This is a genomic window from Isoptericola sp. Y541 (assembly GCF_059445465.1).
Window position 1 is genome coordinate 22950 of the sequence record NZ_JCAIUJ010000010.1, and the last position, 20488, is coordinate 43437.

Here is a 20488-nt window from a genome sequence, read left to right on the forward strand (position 1 = left end):
AGAGGACACCATGAACCGCAACGTCATCATCACCTGCGCGCTCACCGGCGCCGGCGACACCGTCGGCCGCTCCGAGCACGTGCCGGTCACCCCCGAGCAGATCGCCCAGGCGGGCATCGACGCCGCCCGCGCGGGCGCCGCCATCGTGCACATCCACGTGCGCGACCCGCGGACCGGCGCCCCCTCGCGCGAGACCGAGCTCTACCGCGAGGCGGTCGAGCTGATCCGCGCCAGCGACGTCGACGTCGTCATCAACACGACCGCCGGCATGGGCGGCGACCTGTACCTCGACCCCAAGGACCCGACCACCATCCTGCCCGGCACCGACCTGGTGAACGGCGTGGAGCGGCTCAAGCACGTCGAGACGGTGCGGCCGGACATCTGCACGCTCGACTGCGGCAGCCTCAACTTCGGCGACGGCAGCCTGGTCTACATCAGCACGCCCGACATCCTGCGCGACGGCGCCCGCCGCATCCAGGAGCTCGGCACCCGCGTCGAGATGGAGATCTTCGACACCGGCCACCTCGTGTTCGCCAAGAAGCTGGTCGCCGAGGGCCTCATCGACTCCCCCGCGATGTTCCAGCTGTGCATGGACGTCCCCTACGGCGCGCCCGCCGACCCGCGGCTGCTGGCGACGATGGTCGACCAGCTCCCCGAGGGCGCGGTGTGGTCCTCGTTCGCGCTGGGCCGCATGCAGCTGCCCTGGGTGGCGCAGTCGGTGCTGCTGGGCGGCCACGTGCGCGTGGGCCTCGAGGACAACCTGTACCTGAGCAAGGGGGTCAAGGCCACGAACGCGCAGCTCGTCACGCGGGCCCGGACCATCGTCGAGGCGATGGGCGCCGCGGTGGCCACCCCCGACGACGCCCGCGAGATCCTGCAGCTGGAGGGTGCCCGATGACCGCCCGCACCGCACCCCACGACGTCCGCACCGTCACCTGCGTCGGCGCCGGCGTCATCGGCGGCGGCTGGGCCGCCTACTTCCTCGCCCGCGGCTACCACGTCCGCGCCTGGGACCCGGCGCCCGACGCCGGGACCAGGCTGCGCCACCTGGTCGACGCGGCCTGGCCCGCGCTCACCGAGCTCGGCCTCGCGGACGGCGCCGACCGGACGAACCTCACCGTCTGCGCCACGCTGGCCGAGGCCGTCGAGGGCACCGACTTCGTGCAGGAGAGCGCGCCGGAGAACCTCGAGCTCAAGCGGACGCTGCTCGCCGACATCGACGCGGCCACCGCGGACCACGTGGTGATCTCGTCGTCGACGTCCGGCTACCCGATGACGGACATGCAGACGGACTGTGCCACTCCGGGCCGCACCGTCGTCGGGCACCCGTTCAACCCGCCGTACCTCATCCCGCTCGTCGAGGTCGTGGGCGGCGAGCAGACCGACGACGCCGCCGTCGCGTGGGCCTCGGAGTTCCTCACGACCGCCGGCAAGTCGGTGATCACCATGGACCGCGAGGTGCCGGGCTTCATCGCCAACCGCCTGCAGGAGGCGCTGTGGCGCGAGGCCCTGCACATGGTGGACGCCGGCGAGGCGACCGTCGAGCAGATCGACCGCTCCATCACGGACGGCCCCGGGCTCCGGTGGCCGTTCCAGGGGCCGATGCTCACCTTCCACCTGGCCGGCGGGCAGGGCGGCATGGCGCACATGCTCGACCACTTCGGGCCGTCGCTGCTCTCGCCGTGGACGCGGCTCGACGCCCCGGAGCTCACGCCCGAGCTGCGGGACGCCGTCGTCGACGGGTGCGAGGACGAGGCCGACGGCCGCACGGTGGACGACCTCATCGCCGAGCGCGACCGCCAGGTCGTCGCCCTGCTGCGCGCCACGGGACGCGCGTGACAACGCCCGCGGTGCTCCCGCCCTGGCGCGAGCCGGTCCGCGACGAGTGGATCGACTACAACGGCCACCTCAGCGAGGCCTACTACGTGCTCGTCCTCGGGCACGCCACCGATGCGCTGATGGACCACGTCGGCCTCGGACCCGACTACCGCGAGCGGCACGACGCGTCGCTCTACACGGTCGAGGCGCACCTGCGGTACCTGGACGAGGTGCCGGCCGGCGCCGACCTCGAGGTGCGGTCGAGCGTTGTCGGCGCCACGGGCAAGGCACTGCACCTCTGGCACGAGCTGTGGACCGGCGGCCGCCTGCGGGCGACCGAGGAGGTGCTCGGGCTGCACGTGGTCGGCGGCCGGTCGGCGCCGTTCCCACCCGAGGTCGTCGAACGGATCGACGCGGTGCGCACGCCACCCGGCCCGGACGTCGGCCGGGCCATCCGGATAGGTCGCTGACCGCCGGGGCCGGGTCACGGGGCCAGGTAGGACACGTCCCCGTTGGACGAGCGGATCGCCACGCTCCGGTCGACGTCGGGGTCGGTGGGCCCCTCGGTGGTCTGCTCCCCGTTCGACGTCTCGATCTGGAGTCGCACGGGTTCGCCGTCTCCGACGACCGTGACGTCGCCGTTGCTGCTCGTGGCGCGCACGTCCCCGCTCACCTCGGCGACGTCGACGCGGCCGGTGCTCGTGTCGGCGTCCACGCTGCCCCCGACGTCCGTGACGTCGATCGACCCGTTCGACGACCGGGCGTCGACGTCGCCGGCGGCCTGGTCGATGACGAGGTCACCGTTGCTGGTGCCGACGTCCAGGGCGCCCCCGATGTCGGTGGCCTCGACGTCGCCGTTGCGGGACCGCAGCTCGACGTCGCCCGCGACCCCGGCGGCCAGCACGTCGCCGTTCGACGTGCGGACCAGCACCGCGGTGTCCGCGGGAAGGGTGACCGCGAGCTCGCCGCTGCACCGGCCGGCGCTCCTCAGCCAGCCCGTGCACTCGTGCGTGAGGACGAGGCGGCCGGTGGACTCGTCGGCGCGGTACGTGGGGCTCGTCAGGCCGCTGTGCGCGATCCGGTCGACCTCGACGTCGCCGCTGCCGTCCGAGGCCCGCACCGTCACGTCGCCGTCGGCGACCAGCTCTACCGTGGCGGGGGCGGCGTAGCTCTCGTGCTTCGCAGCCGTCTCCGCCACCGCGCCGTCCACGAGGAACAACGCGACCCAGAGCCCAGCCAGGGTCGCGACCACGGCGCCGATGACGAGCAGTGCGCGGCCGACAGAGCTGCGGTGCGGCGGGGGCACCGCGGGCGCGGGGTTGGGTGCAGGCGCGGGCGTGGGGTTGGTCGTGGTCGTGGTCATGGTCGTGCTCCGTTCTCGTCGAGCCATCGCAGCACCGCGAGCACGCGGCGGTTGTCGTCGGCGTCGGGCGGAAGTCCCAGCTTGGTGAGGATGTTCGTGACGTGCTTCTCGACGGCGGGCATCCCCACGACGAGGCGTTCCGCGATCGCGGTGTTGGAGCGGCCCTCGGCCATGAGCCCGAGTACCTCGCGCTCGCGCCGGGTCAGGATGTCGAGGCCGGAGCGGCGGCTGCGCGCGATGACCTGCGTGACCACCTCGGGGTCCACGACGGTACCGCCGCCTGCCACCCGGTCGACCGCGTCGAGGAACGTGTCGACGTCGGCGATGTGGTCCTTGAGCACGTACCCTAGCCCGCGAGCGCCGGCGGCGAACAGCTCGGACGCGTACCGCTGCTCCACGTACTGCGAGAGCACGAGGACCGGCAGGTCGGGGTGCAGGCTGCGCAGGTGCAGGGCGGCGCGCAGCCCCTCGTCGGTGTGCGACGGCGGCATGCGCACGTCGGTGACGAGCAGGTCGGGCAGCACGGCCCCGGGGCGCGAGAGGGCCGCGACCAGCTCGTCGGCGGTGCGGTGGCCCGTCACCGTGTGGCCCTCCGCGGCCAGCAGCCGGGACAGCCCGTCCAGGAGGAGCACGGAGTCCTCCGCGATCACGACGCGCACGGCACCTCCACGGTGAGTCGGGTGCCCGCGCCGGGCGGGCTGGTGAGCTCGAAGCTGCCGTCGAGCGCGGCGACGCGCCCCCGCAGCCCGGCGAGGCCGCTGCCGAGTGCCGGTTCGGCCCCGCCGCGGCCGTCGTCCTCGACGACCACCCGCAGGCGGGTCCCGTCCTCCGTGACGTCGGCACGCACCCGGGCGGTCCGGGCGTCCGCGTGCTTGGCCGCGTTGGTCAGCGCCTCGGCGACGACGAAGTAGGCCGCGGCCTGCGCGGCCGAACCGGCCCGGGAGAGGTCGGAAGCCGTCTCGACCTGCACCGGGACGGGGCTGCGGGCCGCCAGGGCAGACAGGGCCGCGTCGAGCCCACGGTCGTCGAGGATGGCGGGGTGGATACCGCGCACGAGGTCGCGCAGCTCGGCGAGCGTCGCTTTCACCTCGCCGTGCGCGTACTCGATCGTTGCGGCGGTCGCCTCGGGGTCCTGCCCCGCGAGGCGGCGCGCGACGCCGAGCTCGACACCCAGGGCGACGAGACGTTGCTGGGCGCCGTCGTGCAGGTCGCGCTCGATGCGCCGCCGCTCGTCGGCAGCGGCGGCGACGGCCTGAGAGCGCGTCTCGGTGAGGGCGACGGCGCGCTCGCGCGCGGTCGCGGCGTCCTGCTCGGCGGCCCGGGCCTGCTCCCGGGCCAGGTCGGCCGCCGAGGGGCCGAGGCAGTTCTGCGCCATCCACACCACGAGGGCGGTGCCGGCCTGGGCGACGGCGGACGCGGCCCACAACAGCCCGGCGCCGACGAAGGCCCCGAAGAGCACCGCGAAGGGCCACGGGTTCCCGGTCAGGCCGGACATGTTCCCGACCGCGCCCCGGACCAGGAGCACGACGAGCGCGATCGCCCCCGCGGCCAGGCCGACGGCGGTCACCAGGAAGGCGACGGACACGAGCAGGGCGAGCAGGGCGTACGCCGCTGCGGCCCACGCGCGGTCGTCGCGCAGCGTCCACCGCAGGGCGGCCAAGGACCGAGGGAACGGGGCCGTGGGCGGCGACGGCGCAGGCACGACGACCCCGGTCTGGACGGCGAGGCGTTCGCGCTCGAGGGCGGCGAACCGCCGCGCCAGGGACAGGGTGAGCCCGAGGAGGACGAGGCCCAGCCCCACGGCGGCGACGAGGACCGTCGACACGGTGACCAGCACCCACACCACGACGCCCACGCTCGCCAACCACACCGTCCCGACGGCGAGCTGCGCGACGGCGCGGCCCGTGGCCGGGTCCACGGGCGCCCGCAGCAGGCCCGCTCCGGAGGTCAGGGCCGGTACGAGGCTCATGGTGGGCCCGCGGGCGTCCGTGCTGGTCATGGTGTCGAGACTAGGCTGCGACGTATCGGCCGGACAGTCTGCATCCCCACGTCGTCGCGGTAGGGAATACCCACCGGAGGCGGCCGGCGGTGCCGGCAGAGGGAGGACGACGTGCACGACGCCGTGGTGGTCGGCTCGGGTCCCAACGGCCTGGCGGCCGCCGTGACGCTGGCCCGGGCGGGGCTGTCGGTGACGGTGCTGGAGGCGAACGCGACCGTCGGCGGCGGCGCGCGGACGCTCGCCCCCGGCGACGACGGCGACCTGCTCGCCGGCCTGCCGGGCGCCGTCGTGCACGACCTGTGCTCCGCCGTCCACCCGATGGCCTGGGCATCGCCGTTCTTCCGGGCGTTCGACCTGCGCGCGCACGGCGTCGAGCTGCTCACCCCCGAGGTGTCCTACGCGCAGCCGCTGCCCGGCGGGCGCGCCGCCGTCGCCCACCGCGACCTCGAGCGTACGGCCGAGGGCCTGGGTCCTGACGGCGCCGCGTGGCGCTCGCTGCTCGGCCCGCTGGCGGAGCAGTGGGAGGCCGTCGTCGCCGTCGGGATGGGCGACCACCGCTCCGTGCCGCCGGGGGTGTTCGACGCGGCGGACCCCGTGCGGGCCACCGCGGGCGCCGCCCGGTTCGCGCTCGGCGTGCTCGAGCAGGGCACCCACGCCTGGGGCGGCAGGTTCTCGGGCGACGGCGGGGCGCTGCTCACCGGCGTCGCCGCCCACGCCATCACGGCGTTGCCGTCGCTGTCCGGGGCAGGCACGTCCCTGCTGCTCGGGGCCCTGGCACACGCCGCCCCCGACAGCAGGTCCGCCAGCGGGTTCGACGGCGGGTTCGACGGCGGGTGGCCGGTCCCCCGCGGCGGGTCGGGGGCGATCGTCGCCGCCCTACGGGCGGACCTCGAGGCCCACGGCGGCACGGTCGTCGCGGGACACCGGGTGCGCACTCCCGCGGACCTGCCCGCAGCCCGCGCCGTGCTGTTCGACACGACGCCCCGCACGCTGCTCGACGTCCTCGGGGCGTCGCTGCCGCCGTCCGTGCACCGCCGCCTCTCGCGGTTCCGCTACGGCAACGCGGCCGCAAAGGTCGACTTCGTGCTCTCGGGCCCGGTCCCGTGGAGCGCCCCGGAGGTCGCGCGGGCCGGCACGGTGCACGTGGGCGGCACCCGCGCCGAGATGGCCCGGGCCGAGGGCGAGGTGGCCGCCGGGCGGCACGCCGAGCGCCCCGTGTGCCTGGTCAGCGACCCGACCGTCGTGGACACGTCGCGCCGCGTCCCCGGCCCGGGCGGACAGGGCGAGCTGCGACCCCTGTGGGCGTACACGCACGTGCCGGCCGGCTCCGACGTCGACGTCACCGAGACCGTGACCGCGCAGATCGAGCGGTTCGCGCCGGGGTTCCGCGACGTCGTCGTCGCGTCGCGCGCCGTCCCCGCCGCCGCGATGGCGGAGCACAACCAGAACTACGTGGGCGGGGACATCTCCGCCGGCGCCGCCACGATGTGGCAGATCCTCGCGCGGCCCACCGCCGCGGCGGACCCGTACCGAGTCGGCGCCGGCGGCGTGTACCTGTGCTCCGCCTCCACCGCGCCCGGCCCGGGCGTGCACGGCATGGGCGGCTGGCACGCCGCCCGTCGCGCGCTGCGCCAGGTCTTCGGGGTCCGGGTGGCGCCGCTGTAGCCGCCCGTGGACGGCCCCGGTCAGACAGGCGCGGTGGCCCAGCGCGTCGTGCGCTCGCGCAGGTCGGTGATCCCGAGGCGGCCCATCGGCGACGCCGTGAGCAGCCGCCCGCGGGGGCCGAGCCCCGCCTCGTACCGGGCGGCGAGGCTCCGCTCCGCGTCCGCGTCACCGGCGTCCGCCGCCACCAGCAGGGCGGCGAGGACGTCCGTCAGCGCGTCCCAGGTCTCCGGGTCGAGCGGCACCAGGGGGACGCTCCCGGGCTGCGCGGAGGCCAGGAGCTCCGGGACCCCGGGAAGGTCGGGGACGGCGCCCCAGACGTCCCACAGCAGCACCTCGTCGCGCATCCGGTGCGCCAGCTCGAGCATGACGTAGCCGCGCACCAAGTCCTTGCCGACCAGGTGCGGCAGGCTCGGGTCGACGCCGTAGGACGCCGGGTCCACGTCGCCGGCCCGGATCGCCCGCCACACCTCGGCGGCCGTGGGGAACGGCGACGCCGGCCCGGTGGGCATGTCGCGCACGTCGAACTCCCACGACCCGTCGGGGGTCAGCTCCGGGTCCCAGCGCACCCACCGGCCGTCGCCGTCGTCCTCCCCTTCGGACCAGTGCTCGACCACGACGTGGTCGCCGAAGAACGGCGGCCCGAAGTACCCGGCGAACCCGATCCGCGACCGTGCCGGGACGCCGTGCTCGCGCAGCACCCCGAGGGCGAACAGGGTGTGGTCGCGGCAGCAGCCGGCGACCTGCCGGGGCAGCTCCCGCGGTGCGTCGAGCGGCCCGGGCTGCCGGGCGGCGGCGGCGTCCAGCACCGAGGACAGCCAGCGGCGGTCGACGTCCGCGGACTGCTCGTCGGTGAGCGGGTTGCCCGACCGGTAGTGCACGATCGTGGCGCACGCCGCGGCGCCGGCGCTCGCGGCGTCCGGGGCGACGGCCCTCAGCAGGTCGGCGTGCGCCCCGGGGTCGGAGTAGGCGCTGTGCCGGGCGTAGTCGGCGAGCGTCGGCACCGTCGGGCCCCGACCGGTGATCGGTGACTCCGTCGTGGTGGGCGTGTCCATCCCTGTCAGACCTCCATCGGCGTTCCGCGTCATCACCCTCAGCGGCGAGACTCGAAGAAGTCTCGCAGGATTTCGCCGCATTCGTCCTCGCGCACACCCCCGACCACCTCGACAGCGTGGTTCGCCCGCTGGTCGCGCACGAGGTCCCAGACCGAGCCGGTCGCTCCCGCCTTGGGGTCCCAGGCGCCGAGGACGAGCCGCCGTACCCGCGCCGCGACGAGCGCCCCCGCGCACATCGCGCACGGCTCCAGCGTGACGACGAGCGTGCAGCCCTCGAGCCGCCACTCGCCGCGGGTCAGCGCGGCCTGCCGTAGCGCGAGGATCTCGGCGTGCGCCGTCGGGTCGCCGGTCTCCTCGCGGCGGTTGCGACCCGTCCCGACGAGCCGGCCGTCGGCGTCGACGACGAGCGCCCCGACGGGCACGTCGTCGCTGGCCAGCGCGTGCGACGCCTCGTGCAGCGCCATCCCCATCAACGCGTCCCACACCTGCCGCCGCCCGCTGACCGTGGCCGGCGGAAACTCGCCGTCGGCCCAGGGCAGCGCGAGGCCGGACCGAACAGGCTCAGGCGCTCCGCCGTCCGACGTCATCCCGCCAGGCTAGCCGCCAACCCCACCCGAGTTGTCAGGTCGACGTGCACGTTTCCCTGCTCCTGGCCCTGACAACTCCCGGGCTCGCCGAGCTGTCAGGGCCAGGACCATGTATTCGTCGCCGTCGCCCTGACAACTCCCGGGTACGGTGTGCCCATGCGCCTGCACGTCGCCGACCACCCGCTGGTGGACCACAAGCTCACCGTCCTCCGCGACGAGAAGACCCCGTCGGCGACGTTCCGCCTCCTCGTCGACGAGCTCGTCACCCTGCTCGCCTACGAGGCGACGCGGCACGTGCGGACCGAGCCCAAGGAGATCCGCACCCCGGTCACCACGACCACGGGGGTGCGCCTGAGCGATCCCAGCCCCATCGTCATCCCCATCCTGCGCGCCGGGCTGGGGATGCTCGAGGGCATGACGCGCATGATCCCGACGGCGGAGGTCGGCTTCCTCGGCCTGCAGCGCGACGAGACCACCTACGAGGCCGTCACCTACGCCAACCGGCTGCCCGACGACCTCACCGACCGGCAGGTGTTCCTGCTCGACCCGATGCTCGCCACGGGCGGCACGCTGGTCGCGGCCATCGACTACGTGCTCGAGCGCGGCGCGCGCGACGTCACCGCCGTCTGCCTGCTGGCCACCCCGGAGGGGCTGAAGGTGCTCGAGAACGCGATCGGCTCGCGCGTGGACGTGCAGATCGTCGTGGCCGCGGTCGACGAGCGCCTCGACGACCAGAAGTACATCGTCCCGGGCCTCGGCGACGCCGGCGACCGGCTGTACGGCATCGTCTGACCTGCACGGCTGCCGGACCCGCGGCGGCCGGGCACCTGCCGGTTGACCGCTACTCGCAGGCGCCGATCCGCTCCCAGCCCCGGTGCCGACCGTCGTGACCGAACCAGCGCCCGTGGCCCTGGGCCGTCGCCACACCCTGCCCCTGGGCGACGCCGTGCCCGTTGCCGCCGGAGCCGCCGCCCCGCCCCTGTGCGCCGACGTACCGGTAGTTCGACCCCCGCCACGACCCGACCTCGCCCGCCTCGTGGTCGTCCCACCAGCGCAGGGGTGAGGCGCACCAGCCCGTGGTCCCGGTGAAGGGTTCGACGGAGAGCGCGGTGGACCAGTCGCCCGCGCTCACGGTGAAGGTCGCGCCGGAGCGCCCGGCCACGGTGCCGCCGTCCACGCTCGCGGTCTGCCGCGCCCCGACGGTCGTCTCCTGCATGACGCCGTTCGTGCCCGTCACCCGGAAGTCGACGGGGACGGACGACCCGCTGTTGTCCAGCGTCACCATCGCGGTGCGCGTCGACGTGGACCGCCACCGATGCTTGTCGAGCTGTACGTCGCCCAGGTCCAGGCGGGCCTGCGGGGCGACGACCACGCAGGACACGGCGTCGTAGGTGACCGTGTGCTCGACGGCGGGCCGGCGGTCCTCGATCGTCCGCGTGAGCCGCACCGTCACGGAACCGCCGTCGGTCTCGAGCCCGCCCGTCCGGGCCACGAGCGTGGTGCTCGAGCCGGGCTGGACGACGGACCCGTCGCCGCCCGCGAGCCCCGCCTCCCACGCCACGTTCCCGCGGTTGCGCACCTCCACGTCCACCTGGGCGCGGTCGTCGACGCACCGGGCCGCGGTGGTCACGTCGACGGTCGCGTCGGGCCAGGAGACGGTGGCGCAGCCGTCGAACGCCGGCACGTCGACGATGGCGAGCTCGCGGCCGTCCGCGGTCAGCGTGACGCCGCGCGTGCCCCATGCGACGGGCACCTCGAGCGTCCCGGACTTCCCGGCCTCGACCGTGGCCGCGCGCCCGCCGCCGACCCCGCCGGCGACGGCGAACCGTACTGCGTGCGTCGAGGCGGTGTTGTCGAGGGGGATCGTGACCGTGCGCCGCGACGTCTCCGTGTCGGCGTCGTACGCGCACTCGCCCGCCGAGAGCTGCGCCGGCCCGCCCACGGCCGGGGCGAGGACGGCGGACGCGTACCGGGCGGTGGGCGCCACCGCGGGCACCACGCCCTGCTGGGGCTGGTCACCGTCCGCATCCGCCACCCACCGGTACAGCTCGAACTCCGCGGCGGCGGCGCCCAGCGTCGTCCGGTCGGTCGGGACGACGAAGGTCGCGGACTCGCCCGGGGCCACCCGCTTCTGGTCGGCACTGCCGCCGGCGGCGGTCATACCCACCCGCATCGCCTCGTCGCTGGTGTTGGTGAGGGTGCCCCGCACCTGCAGGCGGCCGTCCGCGTTCACGGTCTCGGCCCCGGTGCTCGTGTCCCACCGCGGGTCGTAGCACTCGGCCGACGAGTGCGGGCCGGCGGCGACGGAGGTGCGGTAGGTCTCGCCGCCGAGCGTCGTGGACAGCGTCCAGCTGGCGCCGCCCGCCGGCACGCGGAGCCCGTCCGGCACCCGCACGGTGACCGACTCCCCCGGCGCCACCTGCCGCCCGGCCGTGCCGGAGCTGCCCGCGGCGTCCAGCCGCACCCCGAGGCTCTGGTCGGTCTGGTTGACGTACGTGGCGTCCACGACGGCGGACGCCGTGGTCACCCCGCCGACCGCGGCGCAGCGCGCCTGGACCGACCGGACGCCCCCGGTGGCTCCCGCCCACGGCTGCGCCACGTCGACGGCGGTGCGGCCGGGCAGCGCGTGCGAGGAGCCGGGCAGCTGCGGCGCGGCGGTGACGGTCGTGGTTCCCGGCGCGAAGGTGCCGTCGGCGACGACGCGCACCCGGACCGAGCGCTGCTCGCCCGGGCCGAGCGGTGCGGCATCCGCGCCCGAGGCGCACGACCAGGAGGTGCCGTGCGCCGCACCGGCCGCGGACGTGCTGCCCGTGGTGGTCAGGACGGCGTCCGTGGCCGTGGTCGCCTCCCCGGTGGAGGACGTCCCGCCGTGGGAGGTGGTGGTGCCGCCGGTCGCCGGCGAGCACGTCAGGTCGCCGTCGGAAGTGACCGGCCGCAGCCCGTCCGGGACGGTCACGAGCACCGACCAGCCGGCAGACGCGGGCTGGTCGCCGGTGTTGCGGACCGCCAGCGGCACCCACGCGGCGCCCGGGTTGGAGAGCACGACGGCGTCCCCGGTGGACGCGGTGAGCTCGGCGCCGTACGGCAGGACGGTCGTGGGCGGCAGGTCGACGGTCTCCGCCGCCAGGTTGTCGGCCCACACGGACGCGCCGATCGGGTAGCTGCCACCCGACCCGGCCCGCACGGGGACCGACCCGGTGCGCGACGCCCCCGGCTCGATCGTGCCGAGCGCGCACCGTGCCAGCCGTCCGTCGCCGTCGGCGGGGGTACAGGCGAGCGCGTCCGCGGCGAAGGCGGTTCCCGCGGCCGCGCCGAGGGGGGCGTCGGGGAGCGCGAGATCGACCCCGTCGGGCATGGCGACCTCGACCACGGCCCCGTCGGCCGTCGCGCCCCCGGTGTTGGTCACCGTCAGCACGAGGGACTGCACGATGCGCGGCTCGAGCGGTCCCGTCGCGGAGGCGACGGTGAGGTCGGCGAGCGGCGGGAACGGGCTGACGGCCAGCAGGTTGGCCGGGCTCGAGGGGTCGGCGGTCGGGGTGTCCACGGCGTCCTCGCCGGGCTCGACCTCCGCCTCGACGGGCGGCTCCCACGGCGCCGCCCACGGCTGGCCCGGGATGGTGACGGCTGCCGGCGGTGCGGCCGCTGGGTCCTGCGCCGTGCTGAGCGCGTTGAGCACGGTGACCACACCGACGGTCGCGACGGCGACCGCACCCGCCGCCGCGGCCACTCCGGCTGTCGTCCCCATGAACGCCCCGGCCCCGGCCGCGGCCGCGGTGCCGGCGGTGGCCGCCGACCCGGTCGCCACGCCCGCCGTTGCCGTGCCTGCCAGCGACGCCGCGCCGGTCGCCGTGGTCGTCCCTGCCGAGGCCGCGGTGGTCGTGGTCGTGGTTGCCGTCGTGCAGATCGAGGCCGTGGCACCGCCCGTCGCGCTGCCGGCCGAGCCGCCCGTCACCGTGCCGACGGTCACGGCGCTCCCGGTGGCGACGCCGCTGCCGCCGAGGGCCCCGACGATCGAGCCGCCGATCGGCAGGGCACCCACCACGGCCATGCCCGCGAGCCCGACGATCAGCGGCGCCACCACGGCGCGCATCCCGTGCGCGATGTCGCCGAGCTCGAGCACCAGGGACCGGCACTCGCCGCAGTCGCCGAGGTGCGCGTCGACCTTCGTGACCTCGCGCCGGGCGAGGCCGCCCCGCACGTACCCGCCGAGCAGGGGGTTGACCGCGCGGCAGCCGTCGGTCGGCGCGTACGTCAGGTGCTCCTGGAGGTACCCGACCCGCAGGCCCTCCCGGGCGCGGTACGCGAGGGCAGACACGCCGTTGGGCGTGAGCCCGAGGATCGGCGCGACCTCCGCCGGGGCCCGGCCCTCGATCTCCGTGTACCAGAGCACGGCCTGCCATCGCTCCGGGAGCCCCTCGTAGGCGTTCTTCACCACGGAGTGCTCGAAGCCCTCGAAGGTGGCGACGTCGGTGGAGTCCACAAGGCCGAGCGCGGCCTCGAACGTGCCGTCGTCGTCGGTGGGGCGCGTGCGGCGCACCCCGCGGGCGAGGTCGGCGGCCAGGTGCCGGACGACGGTCAGCAGGTATGCCCGGAACGTCGCGTCGGGCCCGCCGCCGTGCTGCAGCACGTCCAGCACGCGGTGGAACGCCTCGGACACGACGTCGTCGGCGTCGGCCGACGAGCGCACGTACTGCCGGGCCACCGCGCGGGCTGCCGGGACGTGCCGCACGTAGAGCGCGCCGTACGCCTCGAGGTCTCCGCCGCGCACGTCGAGGATCAGCTCGGCATCGCTCCGCGCCGAGTCGTCAGACCCTACGTAGACGTCCGTCATGGCCGTTCCTCGCTCCGAGAACCCTGCGCGACCCGCGCCACGCAGACCTCCGTACTTTACGCGCCCGGAGCATCCTCCGGGAGGGTGAAGTTCAGGCCAGAAGCCGCGGGATTCCGTGCCTCGAGCACCATATGAAAATGGGCGGGGGAAGTTCCTTGAGAAAGTGCCCCACAACTGCGTCATGATGAGCCGCTATGGAAGTCCCTTCATCATGAACCGGTCAGCGAGCGGGCCCACGGACGCGCCGGAGCAAAGCTCCGACGTCCGCGACCGTTGGCGTGCGACGAGCCTGGCCGAGGTGTGGCTGCGCCCGAACGACTGGTACCACCCGGCGGTCGACGCCCTCGCCGAGACGTTCGACGACGGCACGTCGCCGCACGCCGCCGCCCACCGGCTCGGAGCCGCCCGCGGGGGCGCGGGCGTGGGCTTGGGCGAGACCCTGGACGACGTCGAGTGCCTGTACCGCTCGGTGCGTCGCGAGCCCGACCCGGAGGCGGTCCGCGCGGTGGCAGTGGGCTGGGTGCGCGGCCGGGACGCCGAGCCGGCGCTGGGCGGGGTGCGCGACCCCGCCACCGGGCTGCCGACGCGCGACTACCTGGGTGAGCGGCTGCGGGAGACGTACGGGGCGCCGGGCACGGACGACGTCCTGAGCATGTTCGGCCTCGTGGTCGTCGACGTGGCCGTCGACGGGCTCGCCCCCTGGGATCGCGCGGCCCGGTCGGCGACGGTGGGCCGCGCCCTGGAGCAGGTGTTCGGGGACGGGCACCCGATGGCGGCGCTGACCGACGGCGTCTTCGCCGTGCTGGTACGCCGCGACTCCGGGGTCCCCGACCTGGCGAAGGCCGTCCAGAGCGTCGTGGAGCGCAACGCCATGCTGATGGGACTCGGGGACACGCTGCGACGCCCCACCCGGGTGTGGATGGAGTCCCTGCCGACGTCGCACGCCGCCGCGGTCGAGCTGCTCGCACAGCTGGCACGCTGATCGCTGGTTGAGCCTGTCGAAACCTCGACGATCAGCCGACGACCGTCAGTGCTGGGCGTAGGTGAGGCAGTCGGCGTGGCTCTCGTCGTCGGGCCCGGCGCCGACGCGGATCGCCCCCGCCCCGCACTCGAGCTCCTGGTTGTGGACGCAGTCCCCACGCTGGCACGCACCCACGTGGGCGATGACCTTCTCGAGGCCGCCCTTGGTGCTGAGCGGGATGAACGTGGCGCACGACGCGTCGCCGTGGTGCCCGGCGATGGTCACCGCCCCGGCGTGACAGCCGTGCTCGTGGTTGTATCCGCAGCGCTCGACGGTGCACTCGGTCACCTCGGGCATCTCCATCAGCGTGCTCATCGCATGCTCCTCGCCGCTCGACACCGGCTCTCGCCGCCTTCGGCCAGGGTATGACTCGTGCGCGGAATTGCACAGCGAATGCGATATCGAATTTACTGAGGAGAGCCTTACCGAACGCAATTCCAATTAACGAAGAATGGCGTTGCGAAAATACTCTCAGCCGCGACGGGGCCCCGGGCGCCACAGCACCATCGCGCCGTCGGCCGCCTCGAGCTCCGACCGCTCGGCCCGGCGAACGCGCTGGCCACGGCGCACGACGACGACGTCGCCGCCCGTGGACCCGGCGGCGAAGACCCTGCCGCCCGGATGCGTCGCGAGCGCCGCGAGGCGCCTCTCGAGCTGCGTCACGTGCTCCTGGAGGTCGAGGATGCGCCGGATACCGGCGAGGTTGATGCCCTCCACCTGGGCGAGCCGTTGGATCTCCAGCAGGCGCGTCACGTCGCGCTGGGAGTAGCGCCGACCGCGGCCCGTGGCGCGCCGGGGCGTCACCAGGCCGAGGCGGTCGTACTGCCGCAGGGTCTGCGGATGCATCCCCGCGAGCCCGGCCGCCTGCGACACGGTCAGCACCGGGGCGTCGACGTCCACGATGATTTCCTCCCTCGACCAGCGCTATTGCGCGGCGCGCTGCGCCAGGCCCGCCCGCACGTCCTCGTGGTCGCTCTCGGCGGCGAACGCCTCGAGCGCCTCCTTCGCCTTCTTGCCGAGCTTCTGCGGCACGGTGACCTGCACGGTCACCAGCAGGTCGCCCTGGGTCTTCGGCGTCGGGACGCCACGACCCTTGACGCGCAGCACTCGGCCCGACGGCGTGCCCGCAGGCACCTTGAGCCGCACGGTCTGCCCGTCGAGCGTGGGCACCTCGATCGTGGTTCCGAGCGCCGCCTCGGCGAACGTGACCGGCACGGTCATGCGCAGGTTGGACCCGTCCAGCGTGAACACGGGGTGCGGGGACACGTGCACCGTGACCACGAGGTCTCCGGGGTCGCCGCCTCCCGGGCCCGGGCGCCCCTTGCCGCGGATGCGGAGCTTGCGCCCGTCGTTGACGCCGGCCGGGATCTTGGTCTTGACCTTGCGGCCGTCCACCGTGAACTCCACCGTGGCGCCCTGCACAGCCGTGCGGAACGGCAGCGTGGTCTCCGCTGCGACGTCCGCGCCCTTCTGCGGCGTGGTGAAGCCGGCGCGCCGGCTGGTGCGGAACCCGCCGCCGCCCTGGCCGCCGAGCATCGAGCTCAGGATGTCCTCGAACCCGCTGTCGGCGCCGCCCTGAGGGTACTGCGAGTACCGGACGTTCGGGCCGCCGGCGCCGGCGCCGCCGCCGCCGCCGAACATGTTGCCGAAGACGTCCTCGAACCCGTTGCCGCCGCCACCGCCGGGGCTTGCCGCGAACCGCGCGCCGCCGCCGGCCATCGCCCGTACGGCGTCGTACTGCTGGCGCTGCTCGGTGTCGGAGAGTACCGCGTACGCCTCGCCGATCTCCTTGAACTTGGTCTCGGCCGCGTCGTCCCCCGGGTTCTGGTCCGGGTGGTACTTGCGGGCCAGCTTGCGGTACGCCTTCTTGATCGCCGCGTCGTCCGCGTCCTTGGGGACGCCGAGGGCGGAGTAGAAGTCCTTCTCGATCCAGTCCTGACCTGTCACGACGCCTCCTTCCGGGTCATGCTCGTGATCTCATCATCCTCGTCGTGCGAGTGCTGGTTGAGCCGGAGCCCCGCTGGTTGAGCCTGTCGAACCCGGGTTTCGACAAGCTCAACCAGCGGGTTTCGACAAGCTCAACCAGCCGGTTTCGACAAGCTCAACCAGCCGGTTTCGACAAGCTCAACCAGCGGGTTTCGACAGGCTCAACCGGCGACGGGTGTGCTACTCCGGCCCGACGACGCCGACGCGGGCGGCGCGGACCACCTTGTCGCCGATGCGGTAGCCGGGCTCGACCACCAGGCTGACCGTGGCGGTCGTCGCCTCCGCGTCGACGTTGTGCATGAGCGCCTCGTGCACGGTGGGGTCGAACTCCTCCCCGACCGTGCCGAACCGTTCGACTCCGAACTTCGCCAGCGACGCGTCCAGCTTCTCCGCGATGGCCGCCATGGGCCCGCTCAGCTCGGCGTGCTGCCTGGCGCGCTCGATGTCGTCCAGCACGGGCAGCAGCGCAGCGAGCACGTCCTGCGTGCCCTGCGTGCGTGCCGCTTCCTGGTCGCGCAGCGAGCGGTTGCGGTAGTTCGTGAACGACGCCCGCTCGCGCTGCAGCGCGTCCAGGCGCTCGGCCGCCTGGGCCTTGGCCGCCAGGACCGCGGCACTCTCGGCCCCGTCGCCCGCGGGCTCGAAGTCGAGCGTGGCGAGCGGGTCGTCGCCCTCGGAGGGCTGGGCGGGGCCGGCCGGGCCGGCAGCGCGGGCGTCACCCGACTGCGGGTCGACCTTGCGCTTGTCGGTGAACTGGAATGGGGTCTCCCCCGAGCCCTCGGAGTTCTCCGGGGGCTCGGGGACCGACCGCTGGCTCTCGTCCGTCACTTGCGCTCGTCCTCGTCGTCCACGATCTCGGCGTCGACGACGTCCTCGTCCGGCGCGGAGGTCGCGCCGGCCGCGGAGGCGGCGTCGTCGGCAGCGGCCCCGGTGTTACCCGCGGCCTGCTCCTGCTCCGCCGTGGCGTAGAGCGCCTGGCCGATCTTCTGCGACGACACGCCGAGCTTCTCGTACGCGGCCTTCACGGCACCGGCGTCCTCGCCCTCGAGCGCGGACTTCACCTCGGCGACGTCGGCCTCGACCTCGGTCACGACCTCGGCGGGGAGCTTGTCGCGGTTGTCCGCGATCTGCTTCTCCATCGAGTACGCGAACGACTCCGCCTGGTTGCGGGTCTCCGCCTCCTCGCGACGCTGCTTGTCCTCGGCCGCGTGCTCCTCGGCGTCCTTCACCATGCGGTCGATGTCCTCCTTGGGGAGGGCCGACCCGCCGGTGATCTTCATCGACTGCTCGGTGCCCGTGCCGCGGTCCTTGGCGGACACGTGCACGATGCCGTTCGCGTCGATGTCGAAGGTGACCTCGATCTGCGGCACGCCGCGCGGCGCCGGGGCGATGCCCGTGAGCTCGAACGTGCCCAGCGGCTTGTTGTCGCGGGTGAACTCGCGCTCGCCCTGGAAGACCTGGATCGCCACGGACGGCTGGTTGTCCTCCGCCGTGGAGAAGATCTCGCTGCGCTTGGTCGGGATGGCCGTGTTGCGCTCGATGAGCTTGGTCATCACGCCACCCTTGGTCTCGATGCCGAGGGACAGCGGGGTGACGTCGATGAGCAGGATGTCCTTGCGCTCACCGCCGATGACGCCGGCCTGCAGGGCGGCGCCGACGGCGACGACCTCGTCCGGGTTGACGCCCTTGTTGGGCTCCTTGCCCCCGGTGAGCTCCTTGACGACCTCGGACACGGCGGGCATGCGGGTGGAACCACCCACGAGCACGATGTGGTCGATGTCGGAGACAGAGATGCCGGCGTCGCGGATGACGGCGTGGAACGGCGCCTTCGTGCGGTCGATGAGGTCCTGCGTCATCTGCTGGAACTGGGCCCGCGTGAGCTTCTCGTCCAGGTGGATGGGGCCGTTCTCGCTCATCGAGAGGTACTGCATCGAGATGGTGGTGCTCGTCGCGGACGAGAGCTCCTTCTTGGCCTGCTCGGCCGCCTCGCGCAGGCGCTGCAGGGCGATCTTGTCCTTGGACAGGTCGACGCCCGAGCTGTTCTTCACCTGCTTGATGAGGTGCTCCACGATGCGCTGGTCCCAGTCGTCGCCGCCGAGGCGGTTGTCGCCGGAGGTTGCGCGGACCTGGATGGTGGAGAAGTCGTCCTCGTCCTTGCCGACCTCGAGGAGCGAGACGTCGAACGTGCCGCCGCCCAGGTCGAAGACCAGGATGAGCTCGTCCTCCTTGCCCCTCTCCAGGCCGTACGCCAGCGCGGCCGCGGTGGGCTCGTTGACGATGCGGGTGACGTTGAGGCCGGCGATCTGCCCGGCGTCCTTGGTGGCCTGGCGCTCGGCGTCGTTGAAGTACGCCGGGACGGTGATGACCGCGTCGGTGACGGGCTCGCCCAGGTACTCCTCGGCATCCCGCTTCAGCTTGCCGAGCACGCGCGCGGAGATCTCCTGCGCGGTGTACTTCTTGTCGTCGATCTCCACCGACCAGTCGGTGCCCATGTGGCGCTTGACCGAGCTGATCGTGCGGTCGACGTTGGTGACCGCCTGGCGCTTGGCCACTTCACCGACGAGAACCTCGCCGGTCTTGGAGAACGCGACGACGGACGGCGTCGTGCGCGACCCCTCTGCGTTCGCGATGACGGTGGGCTCTCCGCCCTCCAGGACGGCGACCACCGAGTTGGTGGTGCCGAGGTCGATTCCGACTGCTCGAGCCATGTGCTGCCTCCATGCGTGAGTCCGGGTGCCAGGTGAGCGCCCGAGGTTGAGTCGTCTGCACTCAACGTAAATCGCGGCGCCGCGGCTCGCAAACCACGGGGGCGAAAGTTGAGTCTGCATGGCTCAACCTTGGCGGTGGCACCGATATTCCTCCTGGGCAGGCGGACTGTTCGCCCTGAGCGAACTGCAGGTTTCACCTCAGAGGTCGCTCTAAGAGGTCGCGAGTTTCCATCACGCCGTCGTGGTCACCGCGAGAACCTCCACGAACGCTGCGTCGCCCTTGGCCGGGTCACCCGACGGAGGCGAACGCCTCGAGCTCGCGCACGAAGGATCGTGGCCGTGTCATGGGCAAGTAGTGGCCGCCGCGGGGGGGGGACGACACGGCTTCCGCGTGACGCAGGGCGGCGATGGCGTCAGGGATCAGCAAGCGTGACAGCGCCCCGGAGCGCAGTCGGAGGCGAACTGCTCACCGAGCTAGCTCACACCAGTTCGACGCTGTCGGCCTGCGGTCCCCGGTCGCTCTGACGCACCTTGAAGCGGACCCGGTCGCCCTCCTCCAGGACCTCGGTGCCCCGCACGACCGACACGTGCACGAACAGGTCCACGCCCCCGGCATCGGGCGTGATGAAGCCGAAACCGCGCTCCGCGTCGTAGCGCGCGACGGTGCCCTCACCTCCGCGCACAGGCCCGCCGGACGCCGCGGGGCGGCTCGACCGACCATGGTCCCGGTCACGCCCCGTGGCCGCGCGCGCACTCCCGGAGCCGCGTACGAGCTGCACGTTGCGGGCATTCGGCCCCTTGTCGCCGTCGACGACGCCATACGTCACGCGCGCACCCTCGGAGAGCTCGGTCAACCCCGAGCCGAGCGCACTGACGTGGACGAAGACGTCGTCGCCACCGGAGTCTGGAGCGACGAACCCGAAGCCCTTGGTGTCGTCGTACCAGGACACCGTGCCGTCCGCGCCGTCGGCTGCCGGTGGTGCAGCCTCCGCCCCCAGCGGTAGCAGGTGGTCCGCCTGCGGCCCCTTCTCCCCGTCGACGACGAGGAACGCCGCCCGCTGCCCCTCCGAGATCACGCCGCCCCCGACGATGGCCGAGCTGTGCACGAAGACTTCGCCGCGCCCGTCGTCGGGCGTGACGAAGCCGTATCCCTTGGCCGGCTCGTACCAGGCGACGGTGCCGAGCACGCCCACGGGCGCGTCGGCGGCCCGGTCGCCCGTGACCCGGACGCGGCGCGCCTGCGGGCCACGGTCACCCTCGCCCACCTCGAACTCGACGACCTGCCCCTCGCGGAGCAGCCTCGGTCCGTCGTCGCCGACGATCTCGGACGCATGCACGAACAGGTCCTCGGCCTCGTTCCCGAGGTCGATGAAGCCGAACCCTCGGTCGGCGTCGAACCATCGGACAGTTCCCTGAGGCACCTGGTACTCCTAGTCTTGGCAAACATTGCTGTCATCCAGT

At 73.8% G+C, this 20488-nt stretch carries 18 protein-coding genes; 6 read left to right on the top strand and 12 right to left on the bottom strand.

Going from position 1 to position 20488, the window contains the following annotated elements; translation table 11 throughout:
• The first annotated feature begins 10 nt into the window (after window positions 1-10).
• Genes AC1C2V_RS18025 through AC1C2V_RS18035 form a run of 3 tightly spaced genes read left to right on the top strand, consistent with a single transcriptional unit; the run spans window position 11 to window position 2288 of the window.
• On the top strand, window positions 11-898 hold the full coding sequence (locus AC1C2V_RS18025; RefSeq protein WP_495391022.1) for a beta-keto acid cleavage family enzyme: 888 nt from the start codon (window positions 11-13) through the stop codon (window positions 896-898).
• A complete protein-coding gene (locus AC1C2V_RS18030) occupies window positions 895-1839 on the top strand; it encodes a 3-hydroxyacyl-CoA dehydrogenase NAD-binding domain-containing protein (protein WP_495391023.1) in 945 nt (314 codons plus the stop codon). The genes AC1C2V_RS18025 and AC1C2V_RS18030 overlap by 4 nt, the downstream gene beginning before the upstream one ends.
• Window positions 1836-2288 (top strand): thioesterase family protein, encoded by a 453-nt coding sequence (locus tag AC1C2V_RS18035; protein WP_495391024.1) that lies wholly within the window; start codon window positions 1836-1838, stop codon window positions 2286-2288. Before AC1C2V_RS18030 ends, AC1C2V_RS18035 begins: the two co-directional genes overlap by 4 nt.
• A 14-nt stretch (window positions 2289-2302) precedes the next feature.
• Here the strand turns inward: AC1C2V_RS18035 and AC1C2V_RS18040 are convergent, their stop codons facing one another.
• From AC1C2V_RS18040 to AC1C2V_RS18050, 3 genes are read right to left on the bottom strand one after another with little or no spacing between them, the layout of a single operon-like run.
• Window positions 2303-3181, bottom strand: coding sequence for a DUF4097 family beta strand repeat-containing protein (locus AC1C2V_RS18040; protein ID WP_495391025.1), 879 nt, complete (start codon window positions 3179-3181; stop codon window positions 2303-2305).
• Window positions 3178-3840 carry a response regulator gene (locus AC1C2V_RS18045; RefSeq protein WP_495391026.1) on the bottom strand — a complete coding sequence of 221 codons (663 nt, stop codon included), beginning with the start codon at window positions 3838-3840 and terminating at the stop codon, window positions 3178-3180. Before AC1C2V_RS18045 ends, AC1C2V_RS18040 begins: the two co-directional genes overlap by 4 nt.
• Window positions 3828-5180: a sensor histidine kinase gene (locus AC1C2V_RS18050; RefSeq protein ID WP_495391027.1), complete on the bottom strand. Its 1353-nt coding sequence runs from the start codon at window positions 5178-5180 to the stop codon at window positions 3828-3830. Before AC1C2V_RS18050 ends, AC1C2V_RS18045 begins: the two co-directional genes overlap by 13 nt.
• A 111-nt stretch (window positions 5181-5291) precedes the next feature.
• On the opposite strand from AC1C2V_RS18050, the gene AC1C2V_RS18055 reads away from it, so the two are divergent.
• Window positions 5292-6845, top strand: coding sequence for a phytoene desaturase family protein (locus tag AC1C2V_RS18055; protein ID WP_495391028.1), 1554 nt, complete (start codon window positions 5292-5294; stop codon window positions 6843-6845).
• A 20-nt stretch (window positions 6846-6865) separates the two neighbouring features.
• Here AC1C2V_RS18055 and AC1C2V_RS18060 read toward each other — a convergent pair whose 3' ends face one another.
• Together AC1C2V_RS18060 and AC1C2V_RS18065 are read right to left on the bottom strand one after the other, a co-directional pair.
• Window positions 6866-7897, bottom strand: coding sequence for a transglutaminase domain-containing protein (locus tag AC1C2V_RS18060; RefSeq protein ID WP_495391029.1), 1032 nt, complete (start codon window positions 7895-7897; stop codon window positions 6866-6868).
• A 38-nt stretch (window positions 7898-7935) separates the two neighbouring features.
• On the bottom strand, window positions 7936-8484 hold the full coding sequence (locus tag AC1C2V_RS18065; RefSeq protein WP_495391030.1) for a nucleoside deaminase: 549 nt from the start codon (window positions 8482-8484) through the stop codon (window positions 7936-7938).
• A 156-nt stretch (window positions 8485-8640) separates the two neighbouring features.
• On the opposite strand from AC1C2V_RS18065, the gene upp reads away from it, so the two are divergent.
• Window positions 8641-9276, top strand: a complete 636-nt coding sequence (gene upp, locus AC1C2V_RS18070; protein ID WP_495391031.1) for a uracil phosphoribosyltransferase — start codon at window positions 8641-8643, stop codon at window positions 9274-9276.
• A 49-nt stretch (window positions 9277-9325) separates the two neighbouring features.
• Here upp and AC1C2V_RS18075 read toward each other — a convergent pair whose 3' ends face one another.
• A complete protein-coding gene (locus AC1C2V_RS18075; protein ID WP_495391032.1) occupies window positions 9326-13315 on the bottom strand; it encodes a sigma-70 family RNA polymerase sigma factor in 3990 nt (1329 codons plus the stop codon).
• A gap of 211 nt (window positions 13316-13526) precedes the next feature.
• Here AC1C2V_RS18075 and AC1C2V_RS18080 point away from each other — a divergent pair, with 211 nt between their 5' ends.
• Complete coding sequence (locus AC1C2V_RS18080) at window positions 13527-14297, top strand: hypothetical protein (protein ID WP_495391033.1); 771 nt, start codon at window positions 13527-13529, stop codon at window positions 14295-14297.
• Between the two features lie 45 nt (window positions 14298-14342).
• On the opposite strand, the gene AC1C2V_RS18085 is transcribed toward AC1C2V_RS18080, so the two are convergent.
• From AC1C2V_RS18085 to AC1C2V_RS18110, 6 genes are all read right to left on the bottom strand, one after another.
• Window positions 14343-14651: a DUF1540 domain-containing protein gene (locus AC1C2V_RS18085; protein WP_495391034.1), complete on the bottom strand. Its 309-nt coding sequence runs from the start codon at window positions 14649-14651 to the stop codon at window positions 14343-14345.
• 156 nt (window positions 14652-14807) lie between these two features.
• Window positions 14808-15239 (bottom strand): heat shock protein transcriptional repressor HspR, encoded by a 432-nt coding sequence (locus AC1C2V_RS18090; RefSeq protein ID WP_495391101.1) that lies wholly within the window; start codon window positions 15237-15239, stop codon window positions 14808-14810.
• 21 nt (window positions 15240-15260) lie between these two features.
• Window positions 15261-16283, bottom strand: a complete 1023-nt coding sequence (locus tag AC1C2V_RS18095) for a DnaJ C-terminal domain-containing protein (protein WP_495391035.1) — start codon at window positions 16281-16283, stop codon at window positions 15261-15263.
• Between the two features lie 219 nt (window positions 16284-16502).
• Complete coding sequence (gene grpE, locus AC1C2V_RS18100) at window positions 16503-17147, bottom strand: nucleotide exchange factor GrpE (RefSeq protein WP_495391036.1); 645 nt, start codon at window positions 17145-17147, stop codon at window positions 16503-16505.
• A complete protein-coding gene (gene dnaK, locus AC1C2V_RS18105; RefSeq protein WP_495391037.1) occupies window positions 17144-19027 on the bottom strand; it encodes a molecular chaperone DnaK in 1884 nt (627 codons plus the stop codon). The genes grpE and dnaK overlap by 4 nt, the downstream gene beginning before the upstream one ends.
• A gap of 479 nt (window positions 19028-19506) precedes the next feature.
• Window positions 19507-20448 carry a cold-shock protein gene (locus AC1C2V_RS18110; protein WP_495391038.1) on the bottom strand — a complete coding sequence of 314 codons (942 nt, stop codon included), beginning with the start codon at window positions 20446-20448 and terminating at the stop codon, window positions 19507-19509.
• Window positions 20449-20488: the final 40 nt, after the last annotated feature.

Coding starts and splice junctions, on each gene's coding strand:
- AC1C2V_RS18085 (WP_495391034.1), bottom strand. CDS start 14,651: ATGAGCACGCTGATGGAGATGCCCGAGGTGACCGAGTGCACCGTCGAG.
- AC1C2V_RS18060 (WP_495391029.1), bottom strand. CDS start 7,897: ATGGACACGCCCACCACGACGGAGTCACCGATCACCGGTCGGGGCCCG.
- AC1C2V_RS18025 (WP_495391022.1), top strand. CDS start 11: ATGAACCGCAACGTCATCATCACCTGCGCGCTCACCGGCGCCGGCGAC.
- AC1C2V_RS18080 (WP_495391033.1), top strand. CDS start 13,527: ATGAACCGGTCAGCGAGCGGGCCCACGGACGCGCCGGAGCAAAGCTCC.
- upp (WP_495391031.1), top strand. CDS start 8,641: ATGCGCCTGCACGTCGCCGACCACCCGCTGGTGGACCACAAGCTCACC.
- AC1C2V_RS18030 (WP_495391023.1), top strand. CDS start 895: ATGACCGCCCGCACCGCACCCCACGACGTCCGCACCGTCACCTGCGTC.
- AC1C2V_RS18065 (WP_495391030.1), bottom strand. CDS start 8,484: ATGACGTCGGACGGCGGAGCGCCTGAGCCTGTTCGGTCCGGCCTCGCG.
- dnaK (WP_495391037.1), bottom strand. CDS start 19,027: ATGGCTCGAGCAGTCGGAATCGACCTCGGCACCACCAACTCGGTGGTC.
- AC1C2V_RS18040 (WP_495391025.1), bottom strand. CDS start 3,181: ATGACCACGACCACGACCAACCCCACGCCCGCGCCTGCACCCAACCCC.
- AC1C2V_RS18075 (WP_495391032.1), bottom strand. CDS start 13,315: ATGACGGACGTCTACGTAGGGTCTGACGACTCGGCGCGGAGCGATGCC.
- AC1C2V_RS18050 (WP_495391027.1), bottom strand. CDS start 5,180: ATGACCAGCACGGACGCCCGCGGGCCCACCATGAGCCTCGTACCGGCC.